Genomic DNA, 24,352 nt, shown 5'->3' on the forward strand with positions numbered 1-24,352 from the left:
TTATTTACTTATATTTTAGTTATTTATAAAATAAAATATAATATATGTCAACTAATATTTTGCGTATGACATTTGGTTATATCTAAAAAAATTAGTACATTTGTGGTTAGTGCAAAATTAAATGCTCTATGATGGCTTTAATTTTGGTCAGTTCTTGAATAGCATTCATGAAAAAAAATAACATTTTTTTTCTCATCCATACGTTTCTTGCTATTTTAAAATTGACTTCATAGTTTGATTCATCAATATATTGGTTCTTCTCCACCAATTTAGATTGCTGGTCATATTTTATGCTAGTGAACTAAGACTTCAAAACTGGGCATCATCGTTTATTCACACGTGGGGCAAGAATTGCCAGCGTCTTATTCAATTCACTTTAATTTATTATTATGTTAGGATTTATTATTAAATTTTTATTGACGGTAGTTATTTCAACTTGGTTAATCATGCAAAATGCAACTGGAAACTTACTAAGCTTACCTGTACTTTTTGCAGCATTGGCGTTTGGTTTGTTTATATGGGATGCCATTATTTCTTATCGTAAATCGGAGGAAAGAAAGGAAAATATACAGCATTTGAATGATTTTTTTAAATATAAACAAAGCAAATACCGTGGTTTATAAAACTTGGTTTCTATTGGAACATCCAATTTAATGCAGTGTCGATTTTTATCCACTGCATTTTTTTACGCTCTTTAATTAAAAAGAACGTAAAAAAGTGTTGATTTCCTGGTTGAATTTTTTGGGTTCTTCTAAATTAGGCAAATGACCAGATGCTGCAAATTCAACGTATTTAACATCTGCTATCCCCTCCAATAAGCTATTAATTTGTTTTTCATTTACCAATTTATCTTCTTTTCCCTTAATCACGAGAGTGGGGACAGTTATAGACGATAGCATTGCCGTGGTATCTGTTCGAGCTGCCAAAGCTAATTGCGTGGCACAGATGCTCGCCAAATCGTTTCTTCTGATCGAACTTTTAATCACTTCAATCGCTTGAGGATTGTCGGATAATGTTTTCTTGGAAAAAATAGTTTCAATAAATCCTAAAGAAAAGGGACGCTTGCCATATTTCAGTAATGCTTGGATCGAGTCAAAACGTTTTTGTTTGCCTTGATTATCATCGGCAAATGCGTGCGTGTTACTTAAAATAAGTCCTTTTATTTTATCATTCTTTAATTCATAGGTCCGAAGTGCAATATAACCTCCCATGGATACGCCACAAAGCACAACATTATTTAAATTTAAATGAGTGATCAATTTGATTAAATCCTTTGCGAATACATCGATACTAAAAAATCCATGCCCTCGAGTGCTATGTCCATGTCCCCTAATATCAATTGCAATACCAGTCATTGTTTCATCTAGATCCAGTAGTTGTTCACGCCACATGTTTTTGTTAAATGGAAATCCATGTAAAAATATAATCGTCTTTTGCGGCATATGCAGCTTGCTTGGTCTTATCATGTAAGAAATGCTGATATCATCGATGCGTATTTTGTTTAGTTTCGTTTCCTTTTGGAACATAGGATCGTCTTTATGAAAAAAAATATTAAAAAAATAACTCCTGTAAATGTAATACTATCAATAAGATAAAAAAAATATTAGTTTTTTTGATCAAAAAAGTTGGAAAATAGTTTGCAGAATTGAAAAAAGTCCCCATATTTGTATCACCAAACAAAAGGGTATGACTTTTAAACAAGTCAAATTAAAATGCACTCATGGCTCAATTGGATAGAGCACCTGACTACGGATCAGGAGGTTAGGGGTTCGACTCCCTTTGAGTGCACAACTACAAAAGCTTAGTCTGATAAAGATTAAGCTTTTGTTTTTTCTATATCTTTCCTATCATCTGTCATCTATTTTCTCGGAGCCCCCACTAATATTGTAAGGATATCAATTATGTTATATAATCTGATGTTTGATTTTTTATGACGATCATAAGCCAAGACCAAATTGAGATACTGCTGCTATACATAAAAGAGGGAAAATAATTTTTATGCTATTATTGTAGTTGATCATCAGCCATGATATTAATATTCCAATTTTAACTTCTGATTGTTGATCGCTGAGACGTTTTGTACATGATCTATAATGTGGTATCAGGAAGCTTCTGAGATAGATTATAAGTAATCATTAAAGTATTCGATAAGCGATTATTTATTTTGTTTCATTATCAGACTATTAGATAAAATTTGAAAAAAAAATTTGGAGGGAGTGCTATTTTGCCTATATTTGCATCACCAAAACGGAAGAACAGCAATGAAGATGACGTAATGGTTGACGCGCTCATGGCTCAATTGGATAGAGCACCTGACTACGGATCAGGAGGTTAGGGGTTCGACTCCCTTTGAGCGCACTATTTGAAAAGCCTAATCAATATAGCGATTAGGCTTTTATTTTTTTACTCTATTACTCTAAATACTACTATGCTAAACCTTGTAATATTTGGCCCTCCGGGGGCAGGGAAGGGAACACAATCGCAGAAACTTATCGATAAATATCAGTTAGTTCATGTTTCAACGGGTGATATCTTTAGAGCTCATATTCAAAACCAGACAGCTCTAGGTAAACAAGTAAGTCAGATTATTGCCGACGGAAATTTGGTGCCTGATTCGATTACGATTGCGATGCTGGAAGAGGAAGTGAAGAAAAATCCGGAAGCGAAAGGATTTATTTTTGATGGTTTTCCACGTACAGTGGCACAAGCTGAAGCGTTGGATGAATTTCTAACCGGTATTAACTCTTCTATTTCTGTAGTTATTGCTTTAGATGTGAATGAAGACGAATTAAAAACACGCATTGCCAAGCGTCAGGAGATTTCTGGACGTGCAGACGATGCAGCAGATAAATTGGTAAAACGTATTGATGAATATTTCACCAAGACAATTCATGTTTTACCCTATTATGAAGCACAGGGTAAATTGTCCAAAGTAAACGGTATCGGTGATATTGATTTTATTTTCGGAGAGTTAACTGCTATTATTGACAATTATTAAATAAGGAAACGGAAACGTTTTACTAACAAACATATTTTATTTCTATGGCGCAGGGTTCGAATTTTGTTGATTATGTGAAGGTGTGTTGTCGATCGGGACACGGAGGATCTGGCTCAGCGCACTTGCATCGAGATAAAACAACCATGAAGGGTGGACCTGATGGAGGTGATGGAGGCCGTGGAGGTCACATTATTCTAAAAGGGAATACACAATTGTGGACGCTATTACACCTTAAATATAGAAAGCATATTATTGCTTCTAGTGGTGAATCTGGTAGCTCAGCTACAAGTACAGGTGCTTCGGGTAAGGATGAAATTCTGGAAGTTCCTGCTGGTACAGTTGCTAAAGATGCTGAAACCGGAGAAGTTTTATTTGAAATTACCGAAGATGGTGAAACGCAGATTTTAACTCCTGGTGGTAAAGGTGGATTAGGAAACTGGCACTTTAAATCTTCTACACAGCAAACTCCACGTTTTGCGCAACCAGGTATGCCTGGTCAAGAACGCTGGATTATTTTGGAATTAAAAGTATTAGCTGATGTGGGATTAGTAGGTTTTCCAAATGCCGGAAAATCCACGCTTTTATCTGTTGTTTCTGCTGCTAAACCAGAAATTGCCAATTATCCTTTTACAACTCTGGTTCCCAATTTAGGTATTGTGAGCTACCGTGATGGCAAATCTTTTGTAATGGCAGATATTCCTGGTATTATCGAAGGTGCTTCAGAAGGAAAGGGCTTAGGGTATCGATTTTTAAGACATATCGAGCGAAATTCTGTTTTATTATTTATGGTACCTGCTGATACAGAACGTACCATAAAACAGGAGTATGATATTTTATTGAACGAATTATCTGTTTATAATCCTGAACTTCGCGATAAACCAAAATTATTGGCGATTACGAAGTCGGATATGCTGGACGAAGAATTGGAACGTGAGATGGAAAAAGAAGTTCCGGAAGGATTGCCACATATTTTCATATCATCAGTTGCGGGTAAAAATATTTTGCAATTGAAGGACATGATCTGGAAGGCTATTAATTCATAATTATTAGTATATGGATAAGAAAGGCGATTGCTGTTTTGCAATCGCCTTTCTTATTTTAAATTCATACCACATTGTATCATTATGATCAATTTTATTGTTATTAGCGCAGTTTAGAGGGGATATAGTGGCAAATAGGAGTACTGTTGCGTACAGCAACTTCGATTAGAATTACTTCTGCTTATATGATTAGCAAAAATAACGAACACTGACCATGTCATCATATGCGAAAGGTTAAAGATGGGTGTTTGTTCGTGATGCTGTATCTTTTTAAAGTTGCGGGATTCATCATCGTCACTGATACAAATAGGAGCATCTGGATTGTTATCTTTGGTGCATGTAACATCTGGTATATCATCAATCTACTCCTGATTATTTGGTGATATGGTAGGGTTATAGCGTAAATAGCATTGGAAATGGATAACAAATACATTGTTTTTGTGCTGAAATTTAATTTATTACGTCAATAAATTTAGAATATCACAATTAAATAAAAAAAGTCTTTTTACTTTGATGATTTTGTTATACCTTTGTCTCCTGTGAAAATTGAAGTAAATGCTTTCGCAAATGTTATAAAGAACGATAAATTCGTTATCGTTAAATCAATTGTTTAATTGATAATTTAGCCCATTTAGGGCTTTTTTTATACACCAAACTTCGATCAAGCAAGGAATTATTAAAAACAATTTTATATTTAATAAATAATGACCAACTACAGCAAATTGCCTGCAATTTTAGTTTTAGAAGACGGAACAGTTTATCACGGAAAAGCAGCGGGTAAAATTGGAACGACTACTGGCGAGATTTGTTTCAATACCGGAACTACAGGTTATCAAGAGATTTTTACGGACCCTTCATACTTCGGACAAATCATGGTAACAACCAATGCCCATATTGGTAACTATGGAATTGATGAAGATGACACAGAATCTGGTAAGATTCAAATAGCAGGACTAGTTTGTAAGAATTATAATATTAACTATAGTCGTAAAATGGCTGATGAATCTATTCAAAGCTATTTTGAAGAAGGAAATCTAGTGGGTATTTCTGATATTGATACGCGATCTTTAGTACGTCATATCCGCAACAAAGGGGCTATGAATGCCATTATTTCATCTGAGAATTTAGATGTTGAATCTTTAAAAGCAACATTAGCTACTGTTCCATCTATGGATGGACTTGAATTATCATCTCAGGTATCGACCACCGAGCCTTATTTCTACGGTAATGAAGATGCTCCGGTTCGTGTTGCAGTACTAGATCTAGGTATTAAGAAAAATATTCTTCGCAATTTCGATCAAAGAGAAGTTTATGCCAAGGTATTTCCTGCTAAAACAACTTTTGCTGAAATGCAAGAATGGAATCCTGCGGGATATTTTATCTCTAATGGTCCTGGTGACCCATCTGCGATGAGTTACGCCATACAAACAGTAAAAGATATTTTAGCGGCTGATCAGCCTATGTTTGGAATCTGTCTTGGGCATCAGATATTGGCCTTAGCAAATGATATTCGTACTCAGAAAATGCACAATGGACATCGTGGTATCAATCATCCTGTGAAAAACATCATTGCCAATCGTTGTGAAATTACATCGCAGAATCACGGTTTTGGTGTAGTTGCAGAAGATATTGAACAGTCTGATAAAGTTGAAGTAACCCATATCAACTTAAATGACCAATCGATTGAAGGTATCCGTGTGATCGGTAAAAATGCATTCTCGGTACAATATCACCCAGAGTCATCACCTGGTCCACATGATTCACGTTATTTATTTGATGATTTCATTGAATTGATAAAAAAATAATGAATAAGTATAGGAGAGGGGTTAGCGATTTGCTAACCTCTTTTTTTGTTCTTTAGCTATTCATTCTTGCCATAAAATTGTGTTTTACGTTTTTTAATCAGCCCAATTTTATTTATATTTGATTATTAAATCAGAATATAATTTTTTAGTGTAAAAATTACACTAAGTATTGTATAAAATACTATATAAAAAGTTTAAACCAATATTACAATGAGTTTAATTATTGATGTACATGCGCGTCAGATTTTGGATTCGCGCGGAAATCCTACTATCGAAGTAGATGTAACGACACAGAATGGTTTCGTTGGACGTGCTGCAGTACCTTCTGGTGCTTCTACAGGTGTTCACGAAGCAGTAGAGTTGCGTGATGGTGATAAATCAAAATACTTAGGTAAAGGTGTTTTGAAAGCAGTAGAAAATGTAAATACTAAAATTGCTGAAGCTTTGGCAGGTGTTGACGTTTTTGAACAAAATGCAATCGACAAAATCATGATTGATTTGGACGGCACTGAAAATAAAGGAAATTTAGGAGCTAATGCTATTTTGGGTGTTTCTTTAGCTGTTGCAAAAGCTGCTGCGCAAGAGTCTCGTCAACCTCTATACCGTTATATTGGTGGTGTTAATGCCAATACGTTACCTATTCCGATGATGAACATCATTAATGGTGGTTCTCACTCTGATGCTCCTATTGCTTTCCAAGAGTTTATGATTATGCCAGTAGGTGCACCTTCATTCTCAGAAGCTTTGCGCTGGGGAACAGAAGTATTCCATAACTTGAAAAAGATTTTGCATGACCGTGGTTTATCTACAGCAGTAGGTGACGAAGGTGGTTTTGCTCCAACTTTTGATGGTACTGAAGATGCTATTGAAACTGTTTTAAAAGCTATCGAAGCAGCAGGTTACAAACCAGGTTCTGATATCTGTTTGGCTTTAGACTGTGCTGCATCTGAATTTTATGTAAACGGAAAATACGATTATACTAAATTTGAAGGTGATAAAGGTGCCATCCGTACTTCTGAAGAGCAAGTTGCTTATTTAGCAGAATTGACTGAGAAATATCCGATTATTTCTATTGAAGATGGTATGCAAGAAGATGACTGGTCTGGATGGAAATTGTTAACTGAAAAAATCGGTGCAACGATCCAATTAGTTGGTGATGATTTATTTGTTACGAACACAAAACGTTTGCAACAAGGTGTTGATACCGATACAGCAAACTCAATCTTGGTAAAAGTTAATCAAATTGGATCTTTAACGGAAACAATCAATGCGGTTACTTTAGCACAGCATTCAAACTATACTTCAGTAATGTCACACCGTTCTGGAGAGACTGAAGATTCGACAATTGCTGATTTAGCTGTTGCATTGAACTGTGGTCAAATTAAAACAGGTTCGGCTTCACGTTCGGATCGTATGGCTAAATACAATCAATTATTACGTATTGAAGAAGAATTAGGCGCAAATGCACGTTTTATTGGTAAAAACTTCCGTTTTGCTAAAAAATAATTCTTTTAAATAAAGCATAAAAATAAAAAGCCTAATCATTTGATTAGGCTTTTTATTTTTTTCCTGTTCTAAGAGTTACCTTTATTTGGACAAACGATATTTAGACCGAACTCTGCATTTAATTGTTGAATAAAATAAGTTGCCAATAGGGGAGACTCCACTTCTATATTTTGGTGGATAAAGAAATATAATTTTTGCAGTCCTGCCTTTCTCCATTGTTTAATAACCGCAATCCATTCATCCAATCGGGAGTAATCCGAAGCATGATTGGCACCAACATACCGTATAAAGGCGATAGGTGTAGTCAAGCGCATGTGCAATAAGTCACGTCGTCCTGCTGTATCAACCAATACATTTGTTATCCTGAACTGTTCCAGTGATTGAAAGTAGGCTTCAGCTATTTTGGGATCTGAAAACCATTCTTGATTGCGTACTTCTACTGCTAGTGGAAGACCTTTTGGAAATTTTGACAGAAACTCACGCAAGCGTTCCATGTCTTTAGGTTTATAGTTATCGTGCATCTGCAAGAAAATCATCCCTAACTTCTCTTCGAAAAAAGCGATATTGTCAGTAAATTCTTTTACTTTTTCTTCGGTATTCAATAGGCGACTATAATGACTGATAGACTGCGGTATTTTAGGAAAAAATTTAAAATCTTCTGGTGTCTTATTCTTCCAAGTTTCTACTTGTTCCTTGGACGGTGCATGATAGAATGTTGCATTTAACTCGATACTATTAAATTGATGGCTGTAATAGGTCAGTTCATCTTTGGTTCCTCTTGGATAGAAGCCTTTCAATTCTGTCTTATTCCACTTGGCACAGCCCACATATACTTCAAAGGATTCTTTGTTTTTGTGTTGCTTGAGTAATCTCAGTGTTTCAGGGGAGCTCGGTGGTAAGGTAAAATCGATATCTTGAGGGTTAGTGACTTGTCCAAATTTCATATTGTCGGTTTTTATTGTTTATAACAAGTAAAGCGAAATGAAGTTTAAATAATATACAAATTCCAGTTCTATTTACAATGGTATTGAATAGATTTTAAAGCATTGAAAACTTTTATTTTTGAAATGCAATCACACCTAATATCGCTATTTCATTGTGTTTACTGACAGACGAAAATTCAGTGTATCTCTTGCTATTTCTTTAAAACATGAATTGATTTTGATTAAGTATTAATGTAGTTCATCCCAAAATTCCTGAAATTGTTGTTTCAGTTGTGCTAATTCCAGTTCTAATGTTTCAATTCTTTTTTGGAGAAGTGCAGTGCTTTCTGATGTAGCAGGAGTGTGTTCAAATTGTTCTAGATCAACGTCCCCTAAAAGATGAATATATCTGACTTCTTTATGTCCAGGTTGTTTATCGAGTGCTTTTAAAAATCCTTCTGATGCCAATTTATCTAGCTGAACCGTGATATCCTCTAAAGCTTCAAAATCGTAAAGACGTCCTGAATTTGAGTTTATTTCGCCTGCAGTTAATGGTCCACGAAGTAAGAGTAGGCATATAATCGCTAATTCTGATGGTACTAATGGAAATTGTATGGCCAAATTGTGTTTATACTTGGTCACGCGGCTTCCACCACCAACAACATGTGCGATAAGTCCCTTTTTCTTCAATATGGCTAAGGTATTGATAATAGTTTCATCAGAATATTGTACTACGGGTCTTCTAGCGGTTTTTTGATTGCAAGCACTTTGGAGACCGTTCAGAGACATCGGATAAGATTCTGGAGTGACCTTTGACTTTTCGATCAAAGCGCCTAATACACGCTGTTCTTCGGTTGATAATTGTGGTTTGGTGCTAAGTTCCATAAATGTAATGAGTTGAAATCAAATATGCTATTTTTTATAGGGGGAAACAATTATTTTTAAATATTATCCACAATAAAAACCAATAAATATCCTTTTTATTATCTTAGTGAAGTTTTAAATATACTGCTTTGTTGAAGATAGCGTTCCATCCCGAATATATTCATCCCGTACGAGAAGGTCATCGATTTCCGATGGAAAAATATGAGTTAATTCCATTACAGCTTTTACATGAAGGTGTTGTGAGAAAGGAAAATTTTTTTGAACCTGCTTTATGCTCTTTTGAAACAGCTTGTTTAGCTCACGACTCTGTATATGTGCGGGATATCTTTGATTTGACATTAAACGCTAAAATGATTCGTAGGATAGGTTTTCCTTTGACAAAAAGTCTTGTTGATCGTGAGCGCTATCTTGTTGATGGTACGATTCAGTGTGCGCTGTATGCACAAAAATATAATATATCTTTTAATATTGCAGGGGGGACACATCATGCAGGCTATGACTTTGGTGAGGGATTTTGCTTGCTTAACGATCAAGCTGTGGCAGCGCGCTATTTACTGAATCAGCAGTTGGCCAACAGAATTTTAATCATTGACTTGGATGTACATCAAGGAAATGGAACTGCACATATTTTTCGGGATGATGAACGTGTGTTCACGTATTCGATTCATGGAGATAAAAACTTTCCCTTTATTAAAGAACAGTCAGATTTGGACATTCCTGTTGCTGATGGTTTAGAAGATGACGTATATTTGCAACTATTAGGCGATTCTTTGCCGCTAATTTTTGAAAAGGTAAAACCCGATTTTGTATTTTACCAAGCAGGTGTGGATATACTGGCAACGGATAAATTAGGCAAACTCAAACTATCTCCTGAGGCATGCCGGATGCGTGATGAATTTGTTTTTACCCTTTGTATGACCAATAAAATCCCTGTTCAGGTCAGTATGGGGGGAGGATATTCTATGCATATCAAAGATATTGTCAATGCACATTGCCAAACATTTAAGATCGCTGTCGATTTATATAATTTTTAATAATACAGATTTAAATAAGAACTATGTTTTTTCATCAAGATGCTACTTTTGATCAACTTGCTATCCACCGTGTAGGAAATAAGTCGCAGGAGGAATTTTATATTTTATCGGAACAACCTGTTCCTTTGGAAAATGACGAAGTGCTGCCCCCTCTTCTGATGCACTACTTTATGAGTCCTTTTGCAAAAGTAAATGAGGTATATCGCTTGTTTCATCCCAATGGGGAGCTGGAACTGAATGAAATTTATCACTTTACAAAACAGTTTTTCAAGGACCAATTACCTTTTCATGAATTTTCTCAACAAGTAGCAAAGCATCTGTATGAGGTCTGTATGCATCCTAAAATTAAACCGGGTGAAGTATATGTGGTCTCTTTAAAAAATATACAGATTGAAGGGGAAAATCATGATGCAATCGGAATTTTTAAATCGGAAAATAAGGAAACTTATCTCAAGGTTTATCCAAATCAAGGTGGTTTTCAACTGGATTACGAAGAGGAAGCGATTAATATCAATAAATTGGATAAAGGTGTAATCATTGTGAATGTTGAAGAGGAGGAGGGATTCAAAGTATTGGTTGTGGATCAAACCAATAAAACGGAGGCTGTCTATTGGAAAGATGATTTTCTAAATATTAAAATTCGAAATGATGATTTTAATCAAACTGGCAATTATTTAAAGGTCTATAAAAACTTCGTCAATGAAAAATTGGATGATATGTTTGAATTAGAAAAAGCGGATAAGATAGATCTGCTCAATAAATCATTGAATTATTTTAAAGAGAAAGAAACTTTTGACCAAGAGGAGTTTGAGGAAGAGGTAATCGGTAATCCTATTGCTGCAACCATGTTTAATGACTTCAGATCTGGATTTGAAGATGAATTTGATTCCCCTTTTCAAAGCAGTTTTGATATAGCAGATAAAGCCGTCAAGAAAATGGAATCTTCTTATAAGACAGTATTAAAGCTGGATAAAAATTTTCATGTTTATTTGCATGGCAAACGAGAGTATATTGAAAAGGGATTTGATGAAGAAAAGGGAATGAACTATTATAAGTTATATTTTGAAAATGAGAGCTAAATTTTAAATGAAGTATATGTTAAGGAAATCACTTATCTGTTTTGCAATACTGTGTTCTATTATTGCAGTAATCACCATTCTGGAAAGGAATACTGTTTTTATTGAACACTATTATTCAAGAATGTGGTATCCTTTTTTTTCATATTTGCCACAAGCTTTTTTTGGTTATCTACCTTTTAGTATTGGGGACTTATTTTATTTTTTTGCAGTTTGTTTCCTTTTGATATTAGCGTTTACCGTTATTAAGCATCTTTTTAAAAAGACATATGCTCATGCGGGTAGATTCCTGGTGTATCTTATTAATGTAATTTTGGGCTTATACTTGTTTTTTTATATAAGCTGGGGGATGAACTATTACCGGACACCCATTGCACAGAATATCGGTTTAAAAACAGATAGTCTAAAGTTGGCTGATTATCTTGTCGTTTTGGAAACATGTCTCGATTCGACAAATTTTTTACGGTCCCAGATAAATCCAAATCAATGGGAGCATCAAGATGCAAAAATAAGAAGAGAGATGGTTCAGTTAGTATATTCGGATACGACTTTTCAATCTTTTCTTTCAAAGACTTTAGTCGGTGCAAAGGGGCCCTTCAATAGTAACTGGATTTCCTATTTTGGTGTCTCGGGATATTTTAATCCTTTTACGCATGAAGCACATGTCAATACAGCAATGCCTGTTTTTTCCAGCCCTTTTACGTATGTTCATGAATTGGCACATCAACAGGGGGTGGGGTTTGAAGACGAGGCAAATTTTATTGCCTATGTTCGATTGAAAAATCATCCAGAGCTTTTTTACCGCTATTCAAGCTATTTACAAACGACATCATATATGCTACAGGAGCTTCGAGGGATAGATGAGAAATTGTTTGCCACTTATAAAAACAGGCTTTCACAATTTGTATTAGATGATCTGAAGCAAGAGGCTATTTTTTGGAGTAATTATACCGGTTGGACTAATAAAGTCTTTGGCATCTTCTATAATGGTTATTTAAAACATAATAATCAGCAAGAAGGATTGGCTCGTTATGATAGAATGACCAGGTTGGTGGTTGCTTATGAATTAAAGCAGAAAGGTTGTCGTTAGACTAAAATGTATAAAATAAAAAAAAGCGAGCATTTACATTGCTCGCTTTTTTTTATTTTATGGTGATAATTTCTGTCTTACCATCTATACCCGGACTTCCTGAGAAGATCTGTCCTTGAGGAAGACCTCTTAATCCAGCTGGTGCCTGTCTCACACGATCATAAATCGATCGAAGATCAGTTGTTGCATTCACATTTTTACCTCCGCCTTCATTAGCAATCTGAAGATAATTGGGTTGCTTCTTATTTTCTCGTTGTGGTACGATACTATTTTCTGAAAGTGATAACTTTACATTTCCACCATTTCCATTTGGAAATGTTTTCGTTCCGTTAAAGGCATTATCTCCTTTTGCTACAATGTATAGCGATCCTAACTTTTGGAAATTTGCTTGAATATCAAAATTTGATCCGTTGTTTTTACTATCGGTACCTGAAATGGAAGCGTTGTTGCCAATAATGGCATGTCCAATTGTTAGATTGACATTTTTATTCGCATAAAACATCAAAGACGCTTTATCTCCCATAATTAAGGTATCAATATGTAAATTAATTGTTGAATCGGATGATTTGGTATTGTAGACTTTTTTAGCCTTTTTCCCAATTTCCAATTTGTTGATGTGCTCCACATTGCTTTGTGCATATGACTGAAATGCCAGAAAGGCACATGTTAGCATTGTAATTATTTTTTTCATGGCTATTTGTAATTTATGTTAAATAACATCTATTTGACGAATAGCGTTTTTGAAAGTTTAATGCGCTACTTCATATACTGAACAATTAATTTAGCTGTTTTGTTTGAGGCGCCTGGTTGACCTAGTTTTTGAGCTAATATTTCATAATTTTCCAGTACGCTTGCCCGATACTCAGGCTTATTGATCAATTGATCTAATTCCTGTGCGATATCATAAGTTGTACAATCATCTTGGATGAGCTCACGGATAGATAGGTAATCGTTGATCAAATTGACCAAGGAGATAAACTTCACTTTGATCACAAGTTTTGCAATCCAAATGGAAAGCGCATTAGCCTTGTAAACGACTACCTGAGGGACTTTAAGAATTCCTGTTTCTAAGGTCGCTGTTCCACTTGTCACAACAGCTGCTTCGGCATGTTTTAATAGATCATAGGTGGCATTAAATACAATTGGAATCTGTTGGTCGCTAAGGTACTGTTGATAATAAGATTTATCGAAATTAGGTGCACCAGCGATGACAAATTGATGCATAGGGAAGAGGTAAGTTAAATTGGCCATGACAGGTAGCAATTTAGCTATTTCCATCTTACGACTCCCTGGAAGTAAAGCGATGATAGGTCTTTCTGAAAGTTGATGCTCGGCAATGAAATCAGGGTTGAATTTATAGGACGAAATCGCATCTAAGAGTGGATTTCCTACATAGTCAACGGGCATTTTCCATTTTTTATAAAAGTCCACTTCAAAGGGAAGAATACAAAACATATGATCCACAATACGTTTAATCTTAACGACACGTTTTTGATTCCATGCCCATACTTTCGGGGAGATGTAATAACAGGTTTTAAAACCTTTTTTCTTAGCAAAGTCGGCAATTTTTAGATTGAATCCTGGAAAATCGATTAAAATTACACAATCTGGCTTTTGTTTGATGATATCTTCTTTAACCTTTTTTAGATTTTTTGAAATGGCACCTAAATTTTTTATTACTTCTACAAATCCCATAAAGGCCATTTCAGAAGTGTGAATCAAGGCTTTTTGATTGGTAGATTCTTCCATTTGTGTACCACCAACGATGCTAAAAGTAGCTTCAGGATCTTCAACTTTTAAAGCGTTGATTAGGTTTGCACCGTGTAAGTCTCCCGAAGTTTCGCCTGCTATAAGATAATATTTCATTTGCTCGATTCTATTCAATAATAGGGTTAAACTTAGATAAATTTGCTTAGATCCGCAATATAATTGCAAGCATATTGCTGTAAATTTATCAGCTATTTTGTTTTTTTAGGCACTAATGAGTATTATTGCTTCAATCCTCATTGATTTTACCCACTCATGATTACATGCACCAATTCCTGTTTTTAATGACATATTTTTATCGTTTTTTAGATATTAAAAGCGGTAAAATCTTTTTAAATAATGGATGATCGTTACGGTGTTTTTCCATAAAAAAATGCTACTTGGCTGGTATGTAATGATTTTTCAAATAAATGTTTCTATATTTAATTGAGATTTAGCATGTTTAGATCTTTAATATTACTTTTGCACCATGGATAGATTTTTAGCACTTATTCGAAATAAATATTTTCTGGCGGCTATAGCTTTTACCGTATGGATGTGTTTTTTTGATCGCAATGACTTTGCAACGCAGTACAGCTACCAACATCAAAAAAGTAATTTAGAGCGAGAGAAGGCTTTTTATGAGAAAGAAAACCAGAGTATCATTGAAACCATTACTGATATTAGATCTGATCAACGTGAAGTTCAACGTATAGCTCGAGAAAAGTATAAGATGAAGAAGGAGAATGAAGACGTTTATATTGTAACGGAAGTGGAACCAAAAGAAAACGAATAAAGGATTACTTTCTTGCAAAATATGTTATGCGATCATGAGTATTTAGATCACATAAAAAAGGCTATTTCTGGATTGAAACAGCCTTTTTACGTTAATCTTTTAATTTATGTTCTTCCGCATACTCTTTTCGGATTTTCGAATGTTTCTTGCTATATATAAAATAGATAATGACACCAATTACCATCCATATTCCTAAGCGTTCCCAAGATTCAATTGGTAAAGAAGCCATCATCAGTACACATACTAATATCCCTAATATTGGAACAAGTGGTACAAATGGTGTTTTAAAAGGTCTTTCTAAATTTGGCTCTGTTTTGCGCAACACCAGGATACCGATACAAACTAATGTAAAGGCAAATAAAGTACCTATACTCACCATATGGCCTAAATCGGATACGGGAACAAACCCTGCGAATATACTGACAAAAACCATAAAGATTAAGTTGGTTTTCCAAGGTGTTTGTCTTTTGGATAGATCTGAAAATATTTTAGGTAATAAACCGTCTTTACTCATAGAGTAAAAAACACGGCTTTGTCCCAATAACATGACTAAGATTACAGAAGTGTATCCAGCAATGATCGTCACAATTAAGGCTGTATTTAAGAATGTATAACCTGTTTTAGCAAATGCTGTAGCAACTGGTTTTGCATCTCCTTTAAATTCGGTATATGGGGCTAAACCTGTCAATACATATGAAAACAATACATAGAGTAAGGTACAGATAATTAACGATCCGATGATACCGATAGGCATACCTTTCTTAGGATTTTTAGCTTCTTGTGCTGCTGTACTTACAGCATCAAAACCAATAAATGCAAAGAATACAACACCTGCCGCTCTCAAAATTCCACTGAAACCAAAATGCCCGAAGTCATCGCTTCCGAGAAAACTCCAAAAGCCCAATTGACCACTTTTTACGAGTTCTTCACCGTGGTTGACAGGAATGAATGGTGTATGATTTGCTGGATCAATGAAACCCCATCCTAATACGATAAAAATTAAAACAACGGCTACTTTTAATACAACCAAAATATTATTTACAAAAGAAGATTCTTCTGTACCTCTCATGAGCAATAATGAAAGTAAACAAACAATAATGATGGCAGGAACATTTACAATACCGCCTTCCCAAGGACCATGTAAAAATTGCGTTGGAATTTCAACTCCTAATGTGAGTAATAATTGATTGAAATACTGGGACCAACTTACTGAAACAGTTGCTGCAGCAAGAGCGTATTCCAATACCAGGTCCCATCCGATTATCCAAGCCATAAATTCACCCATGGTAGCATATGAATAGGTATATGCCGATCCTGCGACAGGAATCATGGAGGCAAATTCAGCGTAGCATAATCCTGCGAAACCACATCCAACGGCTGCTATAATGAAAGACAGCACTACGGCTGGACCAGCATGATCTGCCGCTGCTATACCTGTCAATGAAAATAACCCGGCACCTATGATTGCACCTACGCCTAAAGCAATAAGCCCAGAACTGGAGAGCGTACGTTTTAATGTACCTTGGCCGTTAAGTTCTGCTTCTGCAATTAACTTGCTAATCGATTTTTTAAAAAGCATATATTTATTTTATAATTGAGTTGTTTTTTAAACTATTACTGATTGTCTTTTCAAAGTCAAATATAGTTTAATAAATGAAAAAAAAGGAAGTTTTTTTTGTTCTCTTTCTTGATATTGTGATAATTAATGTTTAGAACACTATCGTAAATAATTTTGCGATCTTGGAATTTTTATATGCATAACTGGTAAAATTTTTATATTCTGTCAGGGTAGAAATATTTTATCAACTCTATAAGACTCGTAAATTTCTGATTTATTCAGGTTGTTTAGTAATCCAATGAACAAGATCTGGATGTAAGAATAGCACGTATTCTTTAATTGGCCATGTGGATAGGCAGTTGATAAAAAACAAAAGCTTTTAACTGGGGATATGAGTAATCCAGTTAAAAGCTTTGATAGGCACGGGGACAAGGAATAATTATTTCCCCTTTTTAGTATTGAATTTCTTATAGGAATCTATGACATAAATTTTGATATCTTCTGCTGAAGCTTGTTCCATAAATTTGTAACTAGGTCTATATTGTTCTTTAAAAAGAGCTAATTCAGGATCTTTAAGCGGGGTTAAAGATTGGATCAAATCTGTTGTAAATTTGCGATCAATAACTCTTTTATGTTGTTCCTCTACCAGTAATTTATAGTTTTGACGTGCTTTCTTTGCATCCTTACCGAAGATGCGAGAAGGAGAAAGACGGATGCCTCCACGTTCTTGACCTACATCTGAATATTTACCAGCGAGTTTTGTTGCATCTATTTCTGCTTTTAATCGACTATCGGTCATTCGTTCAATATAGACCTCATTGAGTTCAATAGCGTTATTGAGTCTATTGAGGTAAATTCTTTTAACACCATAATCATATACAAAAACCGTATCTTTTTCATAACCAGTCGCTTCAATGGCTAAGTAATCATTCAATTGAACATCAATCGCAAAATTACCTTCTTGATCTGTTTCTACGATTGTATTGGTGCGTATGTTTTTAATTGAAACTCCACCTATTCGTTGACTGCTTGTGAGTTCTAGTGCAATACCTTTAACTTTTTCTTGTGCTCGTATTTCTGTAAAAAGACTACTAAGACCTAGAATTGTAAATATGCTTAAACTATGTATAATTGTTGTTCTCATTTTCACGTTTTTATAATCAAAAATACATAATTATAAGTAGTAATGTGCTTAAAACGAATTTTTTTAAATAAAAATCTCCTAGTCGAAAGTATCGGAGATTTTTATTGTTTTATTTCGCCGTCCAGATGTTGTTTTCGGGAACATGATCTGGAAAAACATGATCTGGATCCAGTTGAACAGATACTAGAGGTTCTCTTGTATCGATCTTGAAATCGAAAGATTTATTTCTTTCCCAAATTTCTACAGGTAATTTTTTTCGAATTTTCTTTCCAGATGCTGTTGTGGCTTCAACTACGACAGGCATAGGTAATTTTTCCAGATTTTGAACCGTAATAACTGCGCCAAGCTTTGGATCATTTTTTATATAGGATACTTGGGTAATGGCTTGATCGACACGCCAATTGTTAAGAAACCAGCCTCGCCAAAACCAGTTTAAATTTTCACCAGTACCATTTTCTATGGAACGGAAAAAATCTTCTGGAGTTGGATGCTTATATGCCCAATCTGATATGTATTTTTTAAAAGCAAAATCGAAACGTTCTTTACCTATAATCTCATTGCGCAATAGTTTTAATCCATAAGCTGGTTTGTAGTAAAGTAAAATTCCAATATTACGTTCATCCATATTTTGTGGCGTATTCATAATAGCTTCCAATCGTGGATCGGTAAATCGAACTGCTTGACTGTTTGGATCACCGACTTGCTTGAAATATTCGCCATTATTGAAACTTTCAGTTGCAATTTCGTTAATGAATGAATTGAACCCCTCATCCATCCATCCAAATTCTCTTTCATTGCTTGACACAATCATAGGGAACCAATTATGTCCAAATTCGTGATTGGTTACGCCCCACAGTGACCCTGCTTTGGCTTTGTTTCCGCAAAAAGATAGCGCTGGATACTCCATTCCACCGACGTTTGACGCTACGTTGACAGCTACGGGGTATGGGTATTCAAACCATTTATTGGAATAATGTTCAATTGCTGCTTTTGTATATTCCGAAGATCTTTCCCAAGCATTGTTGCCGTTACTTTCCTCTGGATATGCAGATATTGCAAGTGATTTTTTGCCACTTGCTAAATTAATTTTTACTGCATCTAGTATAAATGATGATGAAGATGCCCATGCAATATCTTGTGCATTTTGGAGACTGTACTTCCAGGTTAAACTTTTTTTATGAGGTCTTGAATTGGCTTGAGCAACTTCCTGTGCCGAACGGATGATAATTGTTTGATCACTGTTTTTAGCGTTTTCATATCGTTTTAGTTGTTCAGCTGTAAATACTTCTTGTGGATTGAGCAATTCTCCTCCTAATACAACGATATGATTTGCTGGGGCTGTAATTTCGACTTGATAATTACCAAATTCGCGGTAGAATTCTCCTGGTCCGGTATAGGGTAGAGTATTCCAACCTCTGATATTGTCATAGACACATAATCTTGGAAACCACTGTGCAATAGAAAAAATAGGACCTTTCGCTGCTTTCAATATGCCTGTACGATCGGCACCATATTCCGGAATCGTGTAGGAATATTCTATCTTAAATCCTGCTTTTCCTCCTTTAGCAGCTAATGCTTTTGGAAGTCGAATTTGCATGCGGGTATCTGTGATGATGTAATCTACGGGATTACTTGATAGATCAGTGACTGAGGCAACGGTGTAACCTCCGTCAAAATTGATGTTGGCATCACCGTATCTACTTTTTGTTAAAGGAGATATGGCAGTCCCTCTACCTTCTTTGGAGAACATATTTTGGTCCAATTGTAGCCAGATATAGTCTAACTGATCGGGACTATTATTGGTATAGTTTATTTCTACTTTTCCAGCAATTGTATTTTTTTGATCATCTAATGTTGCCGAGATTTTATAGTCGGCATTGTTTTGCCAATAGGCTGGACCTGGTTTTCCACTTGCAGAGCGAAATTCATCTCCATTATTCTTGAAAAATAATGGGGCAAATGTTTCCGTATAACTGTAGTTACTCTTTTGTTGAGCAAAACTTAAGGTTGATAATGATAAGGACAGAATACTTATGGACAATAGGGGTAATCTTTTCATACTAAATTGTAGAACTTGTTTTCTCTAAATATAGTATGAAAAGATGTATTGTTAAATTTTTTCAGTCAAATACTGTAATTGTAACGATTATTTTAGAAAGGAGCTGTATTCATTTTCATCGAAACCAACGACAAGTTGTTTGCCTCCTTCTATTAATGGACGTTTGATCATACTTGTATTTTTTACTAATATTTGATTTGCTGATTTTGCATCTGTAACAGCTGCTTGATCCTCAGTAGTTAACTTTCTCCAAGTTGTTCCTTTTTTATTGACTAATGTTTCCCAACTGATTTCCTTTTCCCATTCCTTTAATTTCTCTTCTGAAATTCCTTCCTTTTTATAATCGTGAAAAGTGTAATCAAATTTGTTTTCTTCTAACCAATTAAGAGCTTTCTTTACTGTGCTGCAATTCTTGATACCGTATACGTGTAACATATTTTTCTCTAATTTTTAAATCAAACTTAGAGAATTGTATGTTAATAAACAAGATGATAGGGGTGGTATGATCATGTTAAAAAAGATGTCATGCTGCTCTTTAAAATGCTAAATCTATCTTTAAATGGATTGTATGAACATTAATTACCAATGATAGTGTAACATGTACACTTTATAAATTATGTAGAACAATATTTTTTTTTTACCTTAGTCCATAAATAACAAAAGCAAATTATAATATGAGCCTAAAAGATTTTAAAGGTGTATTGACGGGAGATCAAGTACAAGAATTGTTCGAATTAGCAAAAAAACATAAATTCGCATTACCTGCAGTTAATGTAACAGGTACCAACTCGATTAACGCTGTAATGGAAACTGCTAAGGCGGTTAACTCACCTGTAATTATTCAATTGTCCAATGGTGGTGCACAATTTTACGCTGGTAAAACATTAAATAATGATGGTTTAAAAGCATGTATTCTAGGTGCTGTAGCTGCTGCTCAACACGTTCATCTATTAGCAGAACACTATGGTGTTGCAGTTATTTTGCATACTGACCATGCTGCTAAAAAATTATTACCTTGGATCGACGGTCTATTAGATGCTGGAGAGAAATTTTTTGCACAACATGGCAAACCTTTATTCTCTTCTCATATGTTAGATTTATCTGAAGAGCCTATCGAAGAAAACATCGAGATCTCTGCAAAATACTTAGCGCGTATGAAGCCACTAGGTATGACTGTAGAAATTGAATTGGGAGTTACAGGTGGTGAAGAAGATGGTGTAGACAATTCTGATGTTGATAGCTCAAAATTATATACACAGCCTGAGGAAGTGGCTTATGCTTACGAGGAACTATCAAAAGTTTCTGATAAATTTACTGTAGCTGCTGCTTTTGGTAATGTACACGGTGTTTATAAACCTGGAAATGTAAAATTACAACCTGTTATTTTACATAATTCACAAGAATATATTCGTGAGAAATTTAATTTAACAGCTGAAAAACCTGTTAATTTTGTATTCCATGGTGGTTCTGGATCTTCTCCAGAAGAGATCGAAGAAGCTATATCTTACGGTGCTATCAAAATGAATATCGATACGGATATGCAGTGGGCTATGTGGGATGGTGTTCGTGAATACGAAGCTAAAAACCATGATTACTTACAAGGTCAAATCGGTAATCCTGAGGGAGCGGATTCACCAAATAAGAAATACTATGATCCTCGCGTTTGGTTACGTAAAGGTGAAGAGGCTTTCGTAACACGTTTGAAACAAGCTTTCCAAGAATTAAATGCCATTGATATCAATAGCAAATTGTAATATTGTATATAACTGTTTAAAGCAGGAATTAAAAGCGTATGATGTGATTTCACATCATACGCTTTTTTGTTAACGCTTAGTTTTTTGTTATTTTTGTTAAAATGTGCTAAATAATAAGTTAAATTCACAAATGGTGCATATTTTGTATAATAATACGAATAGAATATATTAATATGAAAAAATTAGGATTAGGTGCGATTTTATTTTTTATTGCGCAATTGGGCATTGCTCAGACAAAGCAAAATGTAGGAACTTTTAACTCGGTAGAGGTTACAGATAAAATTCAGGTTGAATTAATCCAAGGAACTTCCAATGAGGTCGTGACCGAGGGAACTAATTCTGAAAATATTCAAGTGATCAACAAGAATGGTGCATTGCGTATTAAGATGAATACGCTAAATGCATTGCAGGGAAATAATATCAATGTAAAGGTTCATTTTCAATCATTAAAAAGTTTATCCGCAAAAAAGGGTGCAAAGATTATCAATAGACAAGATAGTAAGATTGCTTCTGATCAATTAAGTGTATCCGCAGCGGAAGGAGGTTTGATTGTGGTTTATGTGGAGACTAAAAAGGTTGATGTCAAGTCAACTTCAGGTTCTACCGTATCTCTAATGGGAAAAAGTATCACACAAGATGTTATTTCTAATTTCGGAGGCAAGTATGAAGGAAAGGATTTAATTACTGATGTGACCAATGTGACTGTTAATGGGGGAGGAAACGCGGAAGTGTATGTTAAAGATTCGATAATCGCTAAAACTCGTGCTGGTGGTATCATCGATGTTTATGGTAAACCTCCACACACATCGGAAAAAAAATTAGCTGGTGGTACTATAAATTACAAATAGGCTGCTGGAAAGACAAAAAAAAAGCACTTCCTCTCAGAAGTGCTTTTTTTTGTCTGTAATATCAGTCTTTTTGATAGTTGACGATCTTATTTTTTGCAATTCCTAAGCCATCTATTCCATATTCGATTTCGTCTCCTTCCACCAAAAATCGTTGTGGTACATGACCGATACCTGTGCCTGATGGTGAACCGGTTGAAATAATATCTCCAGGAAATAAACCAAAGAAATCGGATATGTAGGTAATTAGTTCTTTGACAGGAGTAATGAAATCTTTTGTATTTCCTTCTTGCATCAATTCACCGTTTAGTTTTAACCAGATCCTTAAATTTCCGTCATCTTCGATTTCATCCTTAGTGACAAAATATGGCCCTACAGGTGCAAAGGTATTACATCCTTTCCCTTTGTCCCAAGTACCACCTCGATGTTTCATAAAATGACGCTCTGTTACATCATTCATCATCACATATCCAGCAATATAATCTGTTGATTCTGCTACCGAAACATGTGTACCTTTCTTCCCAATTACAAGAGCAAGTTCCGTTTCCCAATCGGTATGAAAAGAATTTTTAGGGATGATAATATCATCAAACGGACCGTTTAATGCCGAAATAGCTTTTAGAAATAAAATGGGTTCTTGTTCTTGTGTAAGTCCTGTTTCTGCTGCATGGTCAGAATAGTTGAGGCCCACACATACAATTTTATTTGGATTAGCAATTGGAGTTCCGATACGACTATCGGCTGCTATTGGTTTGAGATTTGTCTTATTTTTCGCAATAAACTCTTCTAATCGCTCAATGCCTCCTGTTGCAAGGAAATTATTGTCATAATCTTCTCCAAAATCAGAGGTGTCGTAGTGGATATTGTCGATTAAAATTCCTGTTTTTTCTTCATTTAATTTTCCGTATCGAAATAGCTTCATAGCATCTAAATAGTTATTCGGCAAATGTACCCGTATATTCCTATTAATTCGTTTTACTAGTGTCAAAATGTCGTGATCCGATACAGCAACATTGTATCATTGCGTTTACTTGCTCGTACTTTTATTCGTTTCTAAACTTATTTATTTACAAAAAAGGTTCCTATTTTGTAGGAACCTAGATTTTATAAATTACTTTCTTTCTTTTTCTTTTTACGTATCTCGGGTTTAGCCGCTTTTTTCAATTCAAATTGTTTCTCCAAGTAAAGGATAATTTCACTGGCAATATCTTTTTTTGTTGCTTTTTCAATACCTTCTAATCCAGGAGAGGAATTGACCTCGAGCACTAAAGGGCCTCTGTCTGAAGGCATCATGTCAACACCGCATACCGTCAAACCCATAGAAGCTGCAGCAGCAATAGCTGTCTCTCGTTCATTCTTTGTCAATCTGATTATTTCGGCAGTTCCTCCACGATGAATGTTCGATCTGAATTCGCCTTCTTTAGCAGTTCTTTTCATTGCACCTACCACTTTTCCACCAACGACAAAAGCACGAATATCAGTTCCTTTTGCTTCTTTAATATATTCTTGAATTAATATATTATTTCCTAAGCCATAAAAAGCTTCGATGACAGATGATGCTGCCTTTTTAGTTTCTGCTAATACAACACCGATGCCTTGTGTTCCCTCCAAAAGTTTGATTACTAATGGTGCACCACCGACCATACTAATGAGATCGTCCACATCAGAAGTGGTACGGGCAAATCCTGTTATCGGAAGTCCTATTCCTGCGCCAGAGAGGATCTGCATACAGCGAAGTTTGTCTCTTGAACGGGTAATAGCTTGGCTTGGATTAGCAGATATGACTCCCATAACCTCAAACTGTCTAACGATGGCCGAACCATAGAAAGTTACTGAAGCCCCAATACGGGGGATGATCGCATCAATATCTGAAATATCTTGACCTTTATAGTGGATACTAGGTTTGCCCTGCTTAATTCCGACATAGCACTTGCTATGATCGATGACGACGCATTCATGTCCACGTTTTTCTGCAGCTTCTACTAATCGACGTGTCGAGTATAAGCTTTTAACTGTTGATAATACAGCGATTTTCACTTTGCTATGATTAGAATTATTTAATTGTAAAGTTGGTATGTTGGTAAATTAACAAT

The 24,352-nt window shown here is 35.2% G+C and carries 22 protein-coding genes and 2 tRNA genes; 13 read left to right on the forward strand and 11 right to left on the reverse strand.

Features of this window, described 5'->3' with window-relative positions:
* The first annotated feature begins 389 nt into the window (after positions 1–389).
* Positions 390–623, forward strand: coding sequence for a hypothetical protein (locus C8N37_RS02515; protein ID WP_045752665.1), 234 nt, complete (start codon positions 390–392; stop codon positions 621–623).
* A 75-nt stretch (positions 624–698) separates the two neighbouring features.
* Here C8N37_RS02515 and C8N37_RS02520 read toward each other — a convergent pair whose 3' ends face one another.
* Positions 699–1,526 carry an alpha/beta fold hydrolase gene (locus C8N37_RS02520; RefSeq protein ID WP_108157400.1) on the reverse strand — a complete coding sequence of 276 codons (828 nt, stop codon included), beginning with the start codon at positions 1,524–1,526 and terminating at the stop codon, positions 699–701.
* Between the two features lie 188 nt (positions 1,527–1,714).
* Between C8N37_RS02520 and C8N37_RS02525 the strand changes: the two genes are divergently transcribed.
* The 6 genes from C8N37_RS02525 to eno all read left to right on the forward strand — a co-directional run bounded on the left by C8N37_RS02525 (position 1,715) and on the right by eno (position 7,349).
* Positions 1,715–1,788: transfer RNA gene (locus tag C8N37_RS02525), tRNA-Arg, on the forward strand.
* Positions 1,789–2,284: 496 nt separating this feature from the next.
* Positions 2,285–2,358: transfer RNA gene (locus tag C8N37_RS02530), tRNA-Arg, on the forward strand.
* 70 nt (positions 2,359–2,428) lie between these two features.
* Complete coding sequence (locus C8N37_RS02535; protein WP_108157401.1) at positions 2,429–2,998, forward strand: adenylate kinase; 570 nt, start codon at positions 2,429–2,431, stop codon at positions 2,996–2,998.
* Positions 2,999–3,042: 44 nt separating this feature from the next.
* The gene (gene obgE / locus C8N37_RS02540; protein ID WP_045752668.1) at positions 3,043–4,041 is read left to right on the forward strand and encodes a GTPase ObgE; all 999 of its coding nucleotides are present in this window, start codon (positions 3,043–3,045) and stop codon (positions 4,039–4,041) included.
* Between the two features lie 701 nt (positions 4,042–4,742).
* The gene (gene carA / locus C8N37_RS02545; RefSeq protein WP_045752669.1) at positions 4,743–5,843 is read left to right on the forward strand and encodes a glutamine-hydrolyzing carbamoyl-phosphate synthase small subunit; all 1,101 of its coding nucleotides are present in this window, start codon (positions 4,743–4,745) and stop codon (positions 5,841–5,843) included.
* Between the two features lie 210 nt (positions 5,844–6,053).
* A complete protein-coding gene (gene eno / locus C8N37_RS02550; protein WP_045752670.1) occupies positions 6,054–7,349 on the forward strand; it encodes a phosphopyruvate hydratase in 1,296 nt (431 codons plus the stop codon).
* A gap of 68 nt (positions 7,350–7,417) precedes the next feature.
* On the opposite strand, the gene C8N37_RS02555 is transcribed toward eno, so the two are convergent.
* Positions 7,418–8,293: a DUF72 domain-containing protein gene (locus C8N37_RS02555; RefSeq protein ID WP_108157402.1), complete on the reverse strand. Its 876-nt coding sequence runs from the start codon at positions 8,291–8,293 to the stop codon at positions 7,418–7,420.
* Between the two features lie 228 nt (positions 8,294–8,521).
* Positions 8,522–9,157, reverse strand: a complete 636-nt coding sequence (locus C8N37_RS02560) for a YceH family protein (RefSeq protein ID WP_108157403.1) — start codon at positions 9,155–9,157, stop codon at positions 8,522–8,524.
* A 128-nt stretch (positions 9,158–9,285) separates the two neighbouring features.
* On the opposite strand from C8N37_RS02560, the gene C8N37_RS02565 reads away from it, so the two are divergent.
* The 3 genes from C8N37_RS02565 (at position 9,286) to C8N37_RS02575 (ending at position 12,357) form a co-directional block, all read left to right on the forward strand.
* A complete protein-coding gene (locus C8N37_RS02565; RefSeq protein ID WP_186812853.1) occupies positions 9,286–10,191 on the forward strand; it encodes a histone deacetylase family protein in 906 nt (301 codons plus the stop codon).
* 23 nt (positions 10,192–10,214) lie between these two features.
* Entirely contained in the window at positions 10,215–11,270 is a 1,056-nt protein-coding gene (locus tag C8N37_RS02570; RefSeq protein WP_108157404.1) for a nucleoid-associated protein, read from the forward strand.
* 121 nt (positions 11,271–11,391) lie between these two features.
* Positions 11,392–12,357, forward strand: a complete 966-nt coding sequence (locus C8N37_RS02575; RefSeq protein ID WP_244914339.1) for a DUF3810 domain-containing protein — start codon at positions 11,392–11,394, stop codon at positions 12,355–12,357.
* Between the two features lie 52 nt (positions 12,358–12,409).
* Here the strand turns inward: C8N37_RS02575 and C8N37_RS02580 are convergent, their stop codons facing one another.
* Positions 12,410–13,048, reverse strand: coding sequence for a hypothetical protein (locus C8N37_RS02580; protein WP_108157406.1), 639 nt, complete (start codon positions 13,046–13,048; stop codon positions 12,410–12,412).
* A 65-nt stretch (positions 13,049–13,113) separates the two neighbouring features.
* Positions 13,114–14,223 (reverse strand): lipid-A-disaccharide synthase, encoded by a 1,110-nt coding sequence (gene lpxB, locus C8N37_RS02585; protein ID WP_108157407.1) that lies wholly within the window; start codon positions 14,221–14,223, stop codon positions 13,114–13,116.
* A 370-nt stretch (positions 14,224–14,593) separates the two neighbouring features.
* Here lpxB and C8N37_RS02590 point away from each other — a divergent pair, with 370 nt between their 5' ends.
* Positions 14,594–14,899 carry an FtsB family cell division protein gene (locus tag C8N37_RS02590; RefSeq protein WP_108157408.1) on the forward strand — a complete coding sequence of 102 codons (306 nt, stop codon included), beginning with the start codon at positions 14,594–14,596 and terminating at the stop codon, positions 14,897–14,899.
* Positions 14,900–14,990: 91 nt separating this feature from the next.
* Here the strand turns inward: C8N37_RS02590 and C8N37_RS02595 are convergent, their stop codons facing one another.
* From C8N37_RS02595 to C8N37_RS02610, 4 genes are all read right to left on the reverse strand, one after another.
* Positions 14,991–16,478 (reverse strand): amino acid permease, encoded by a 1,488-nt coding sequence (locus C8N37_RS02595; protein ID WP_108157409.1) that lies wholly within the window; start codon positions 16,476–16,478, stop codon positions 14,991–14,993.
* Between the two features lie 418 nt (positions 16,479–16,896).
* Positions 16,897–17,601 (reverse strand): hypothetical protein, encoded by a 705-nt coding sequence (locus C8N37_RS02600; RefSeq protein ID WP_108157410.1) that lies wholly within the window; start codon positions 17,599–17,601, stop codon positions 16,897–16,899.
* 109 nt (positions 17,602–17,710) lie between these two features.
* Positions 17,711–19,660: a M1 family metallopeptidase gene (locus C8N37_RS02605; protein ID WP_108157411.1), complete on the reverse strand. Its 1,950-nt coding sequence runs from the start codon at positions 19,658–19,660 to the stop codon at positions 17,711–17,713.
* 87 nt (positions 19,661–19,747) lie between these two features.
* Entirely contained in the window at positions 19,748–20,095 is a 348-nt protein-coding gene (locus C8N37_RS02610; protein WP_108157412.1) for an ArsC family reductase, read from the reverse strand.
* A gap of 239 nt (positions 20,096–20,334) precedes the next feature.
* On the opposite strand from C8N37_RS02610, the gene fbaA reads away from it, so the two are divergent.
* Both fbaA and C8N37_RS02620 read left to right on the forward strand, forming a co-directional pair.
* Positions 20,335–21,414: a class II fructose-bisphosphate aldolase gene (gene fbaA / locus C8N37_RS02615; protein WP_108157413.1), complete on the forward strand. Its 1,080-nt coding sequence runs from the start codon at positions 20,335–20,337 to the stop codon at positions 21,412–21,414.
* Between the two features lie 173 nt (positions 21,415–21,587).
* Complete coding sequence (locus tag C8N37_RS02620) at positions 21,588–22,262, forward strand: head GIN domain-containing protein (protein WP_108157414.1); 675 nt, start codon at positions 21,588–21,590, stop codon at positions 22,260–22,262.
* Between the two features lie 61 nt (positions 22,263–22,323).
* On the opposite strand, the gene C8N37_RS02625 is transcribed toward C8N37_RS02620, so the two are convergent.
* Both C8N37_RS02625 and rimK read right to left on the reverse strand, forming a co-directional pair.
* On the reverse strand, positions 22,324–23,181 hold the full coding sequence (locus C8N37_RS02625) for a fumarylacetoacetate hydrolase family protein (RefSeq protein ID WP_108157415.1): 858 nt from the start codon (positions 23,179–23,181) through the stop codon (positions 22,324–22,326).
* Between the two features lie 182 nt (positions 23,182–23,363).
* Complete coding sequence (gene rimK / locus C8N37_RS02630) at positions 23,364–24,296, reverse strand: 30S ribosomal protein S6--L-glutamate ligase (protein WP_108157416.1); 933 nt, start codon at positions 24,294–24,296, stop codon at positions 23,364–23,366.
* Between the last annotated feature and the right edge of the window lie 56 nt (positions 24,297–24,352).

The organism is Sphingobacterium faecium (assembly GCF_003054045.1).
GTDB lineage: Bacteria > Bacteroidota > Bacteroidia > Sphingobacteriales > Sphingobacteriaceae > Sphingobacterium > Sphingobacterium faecium.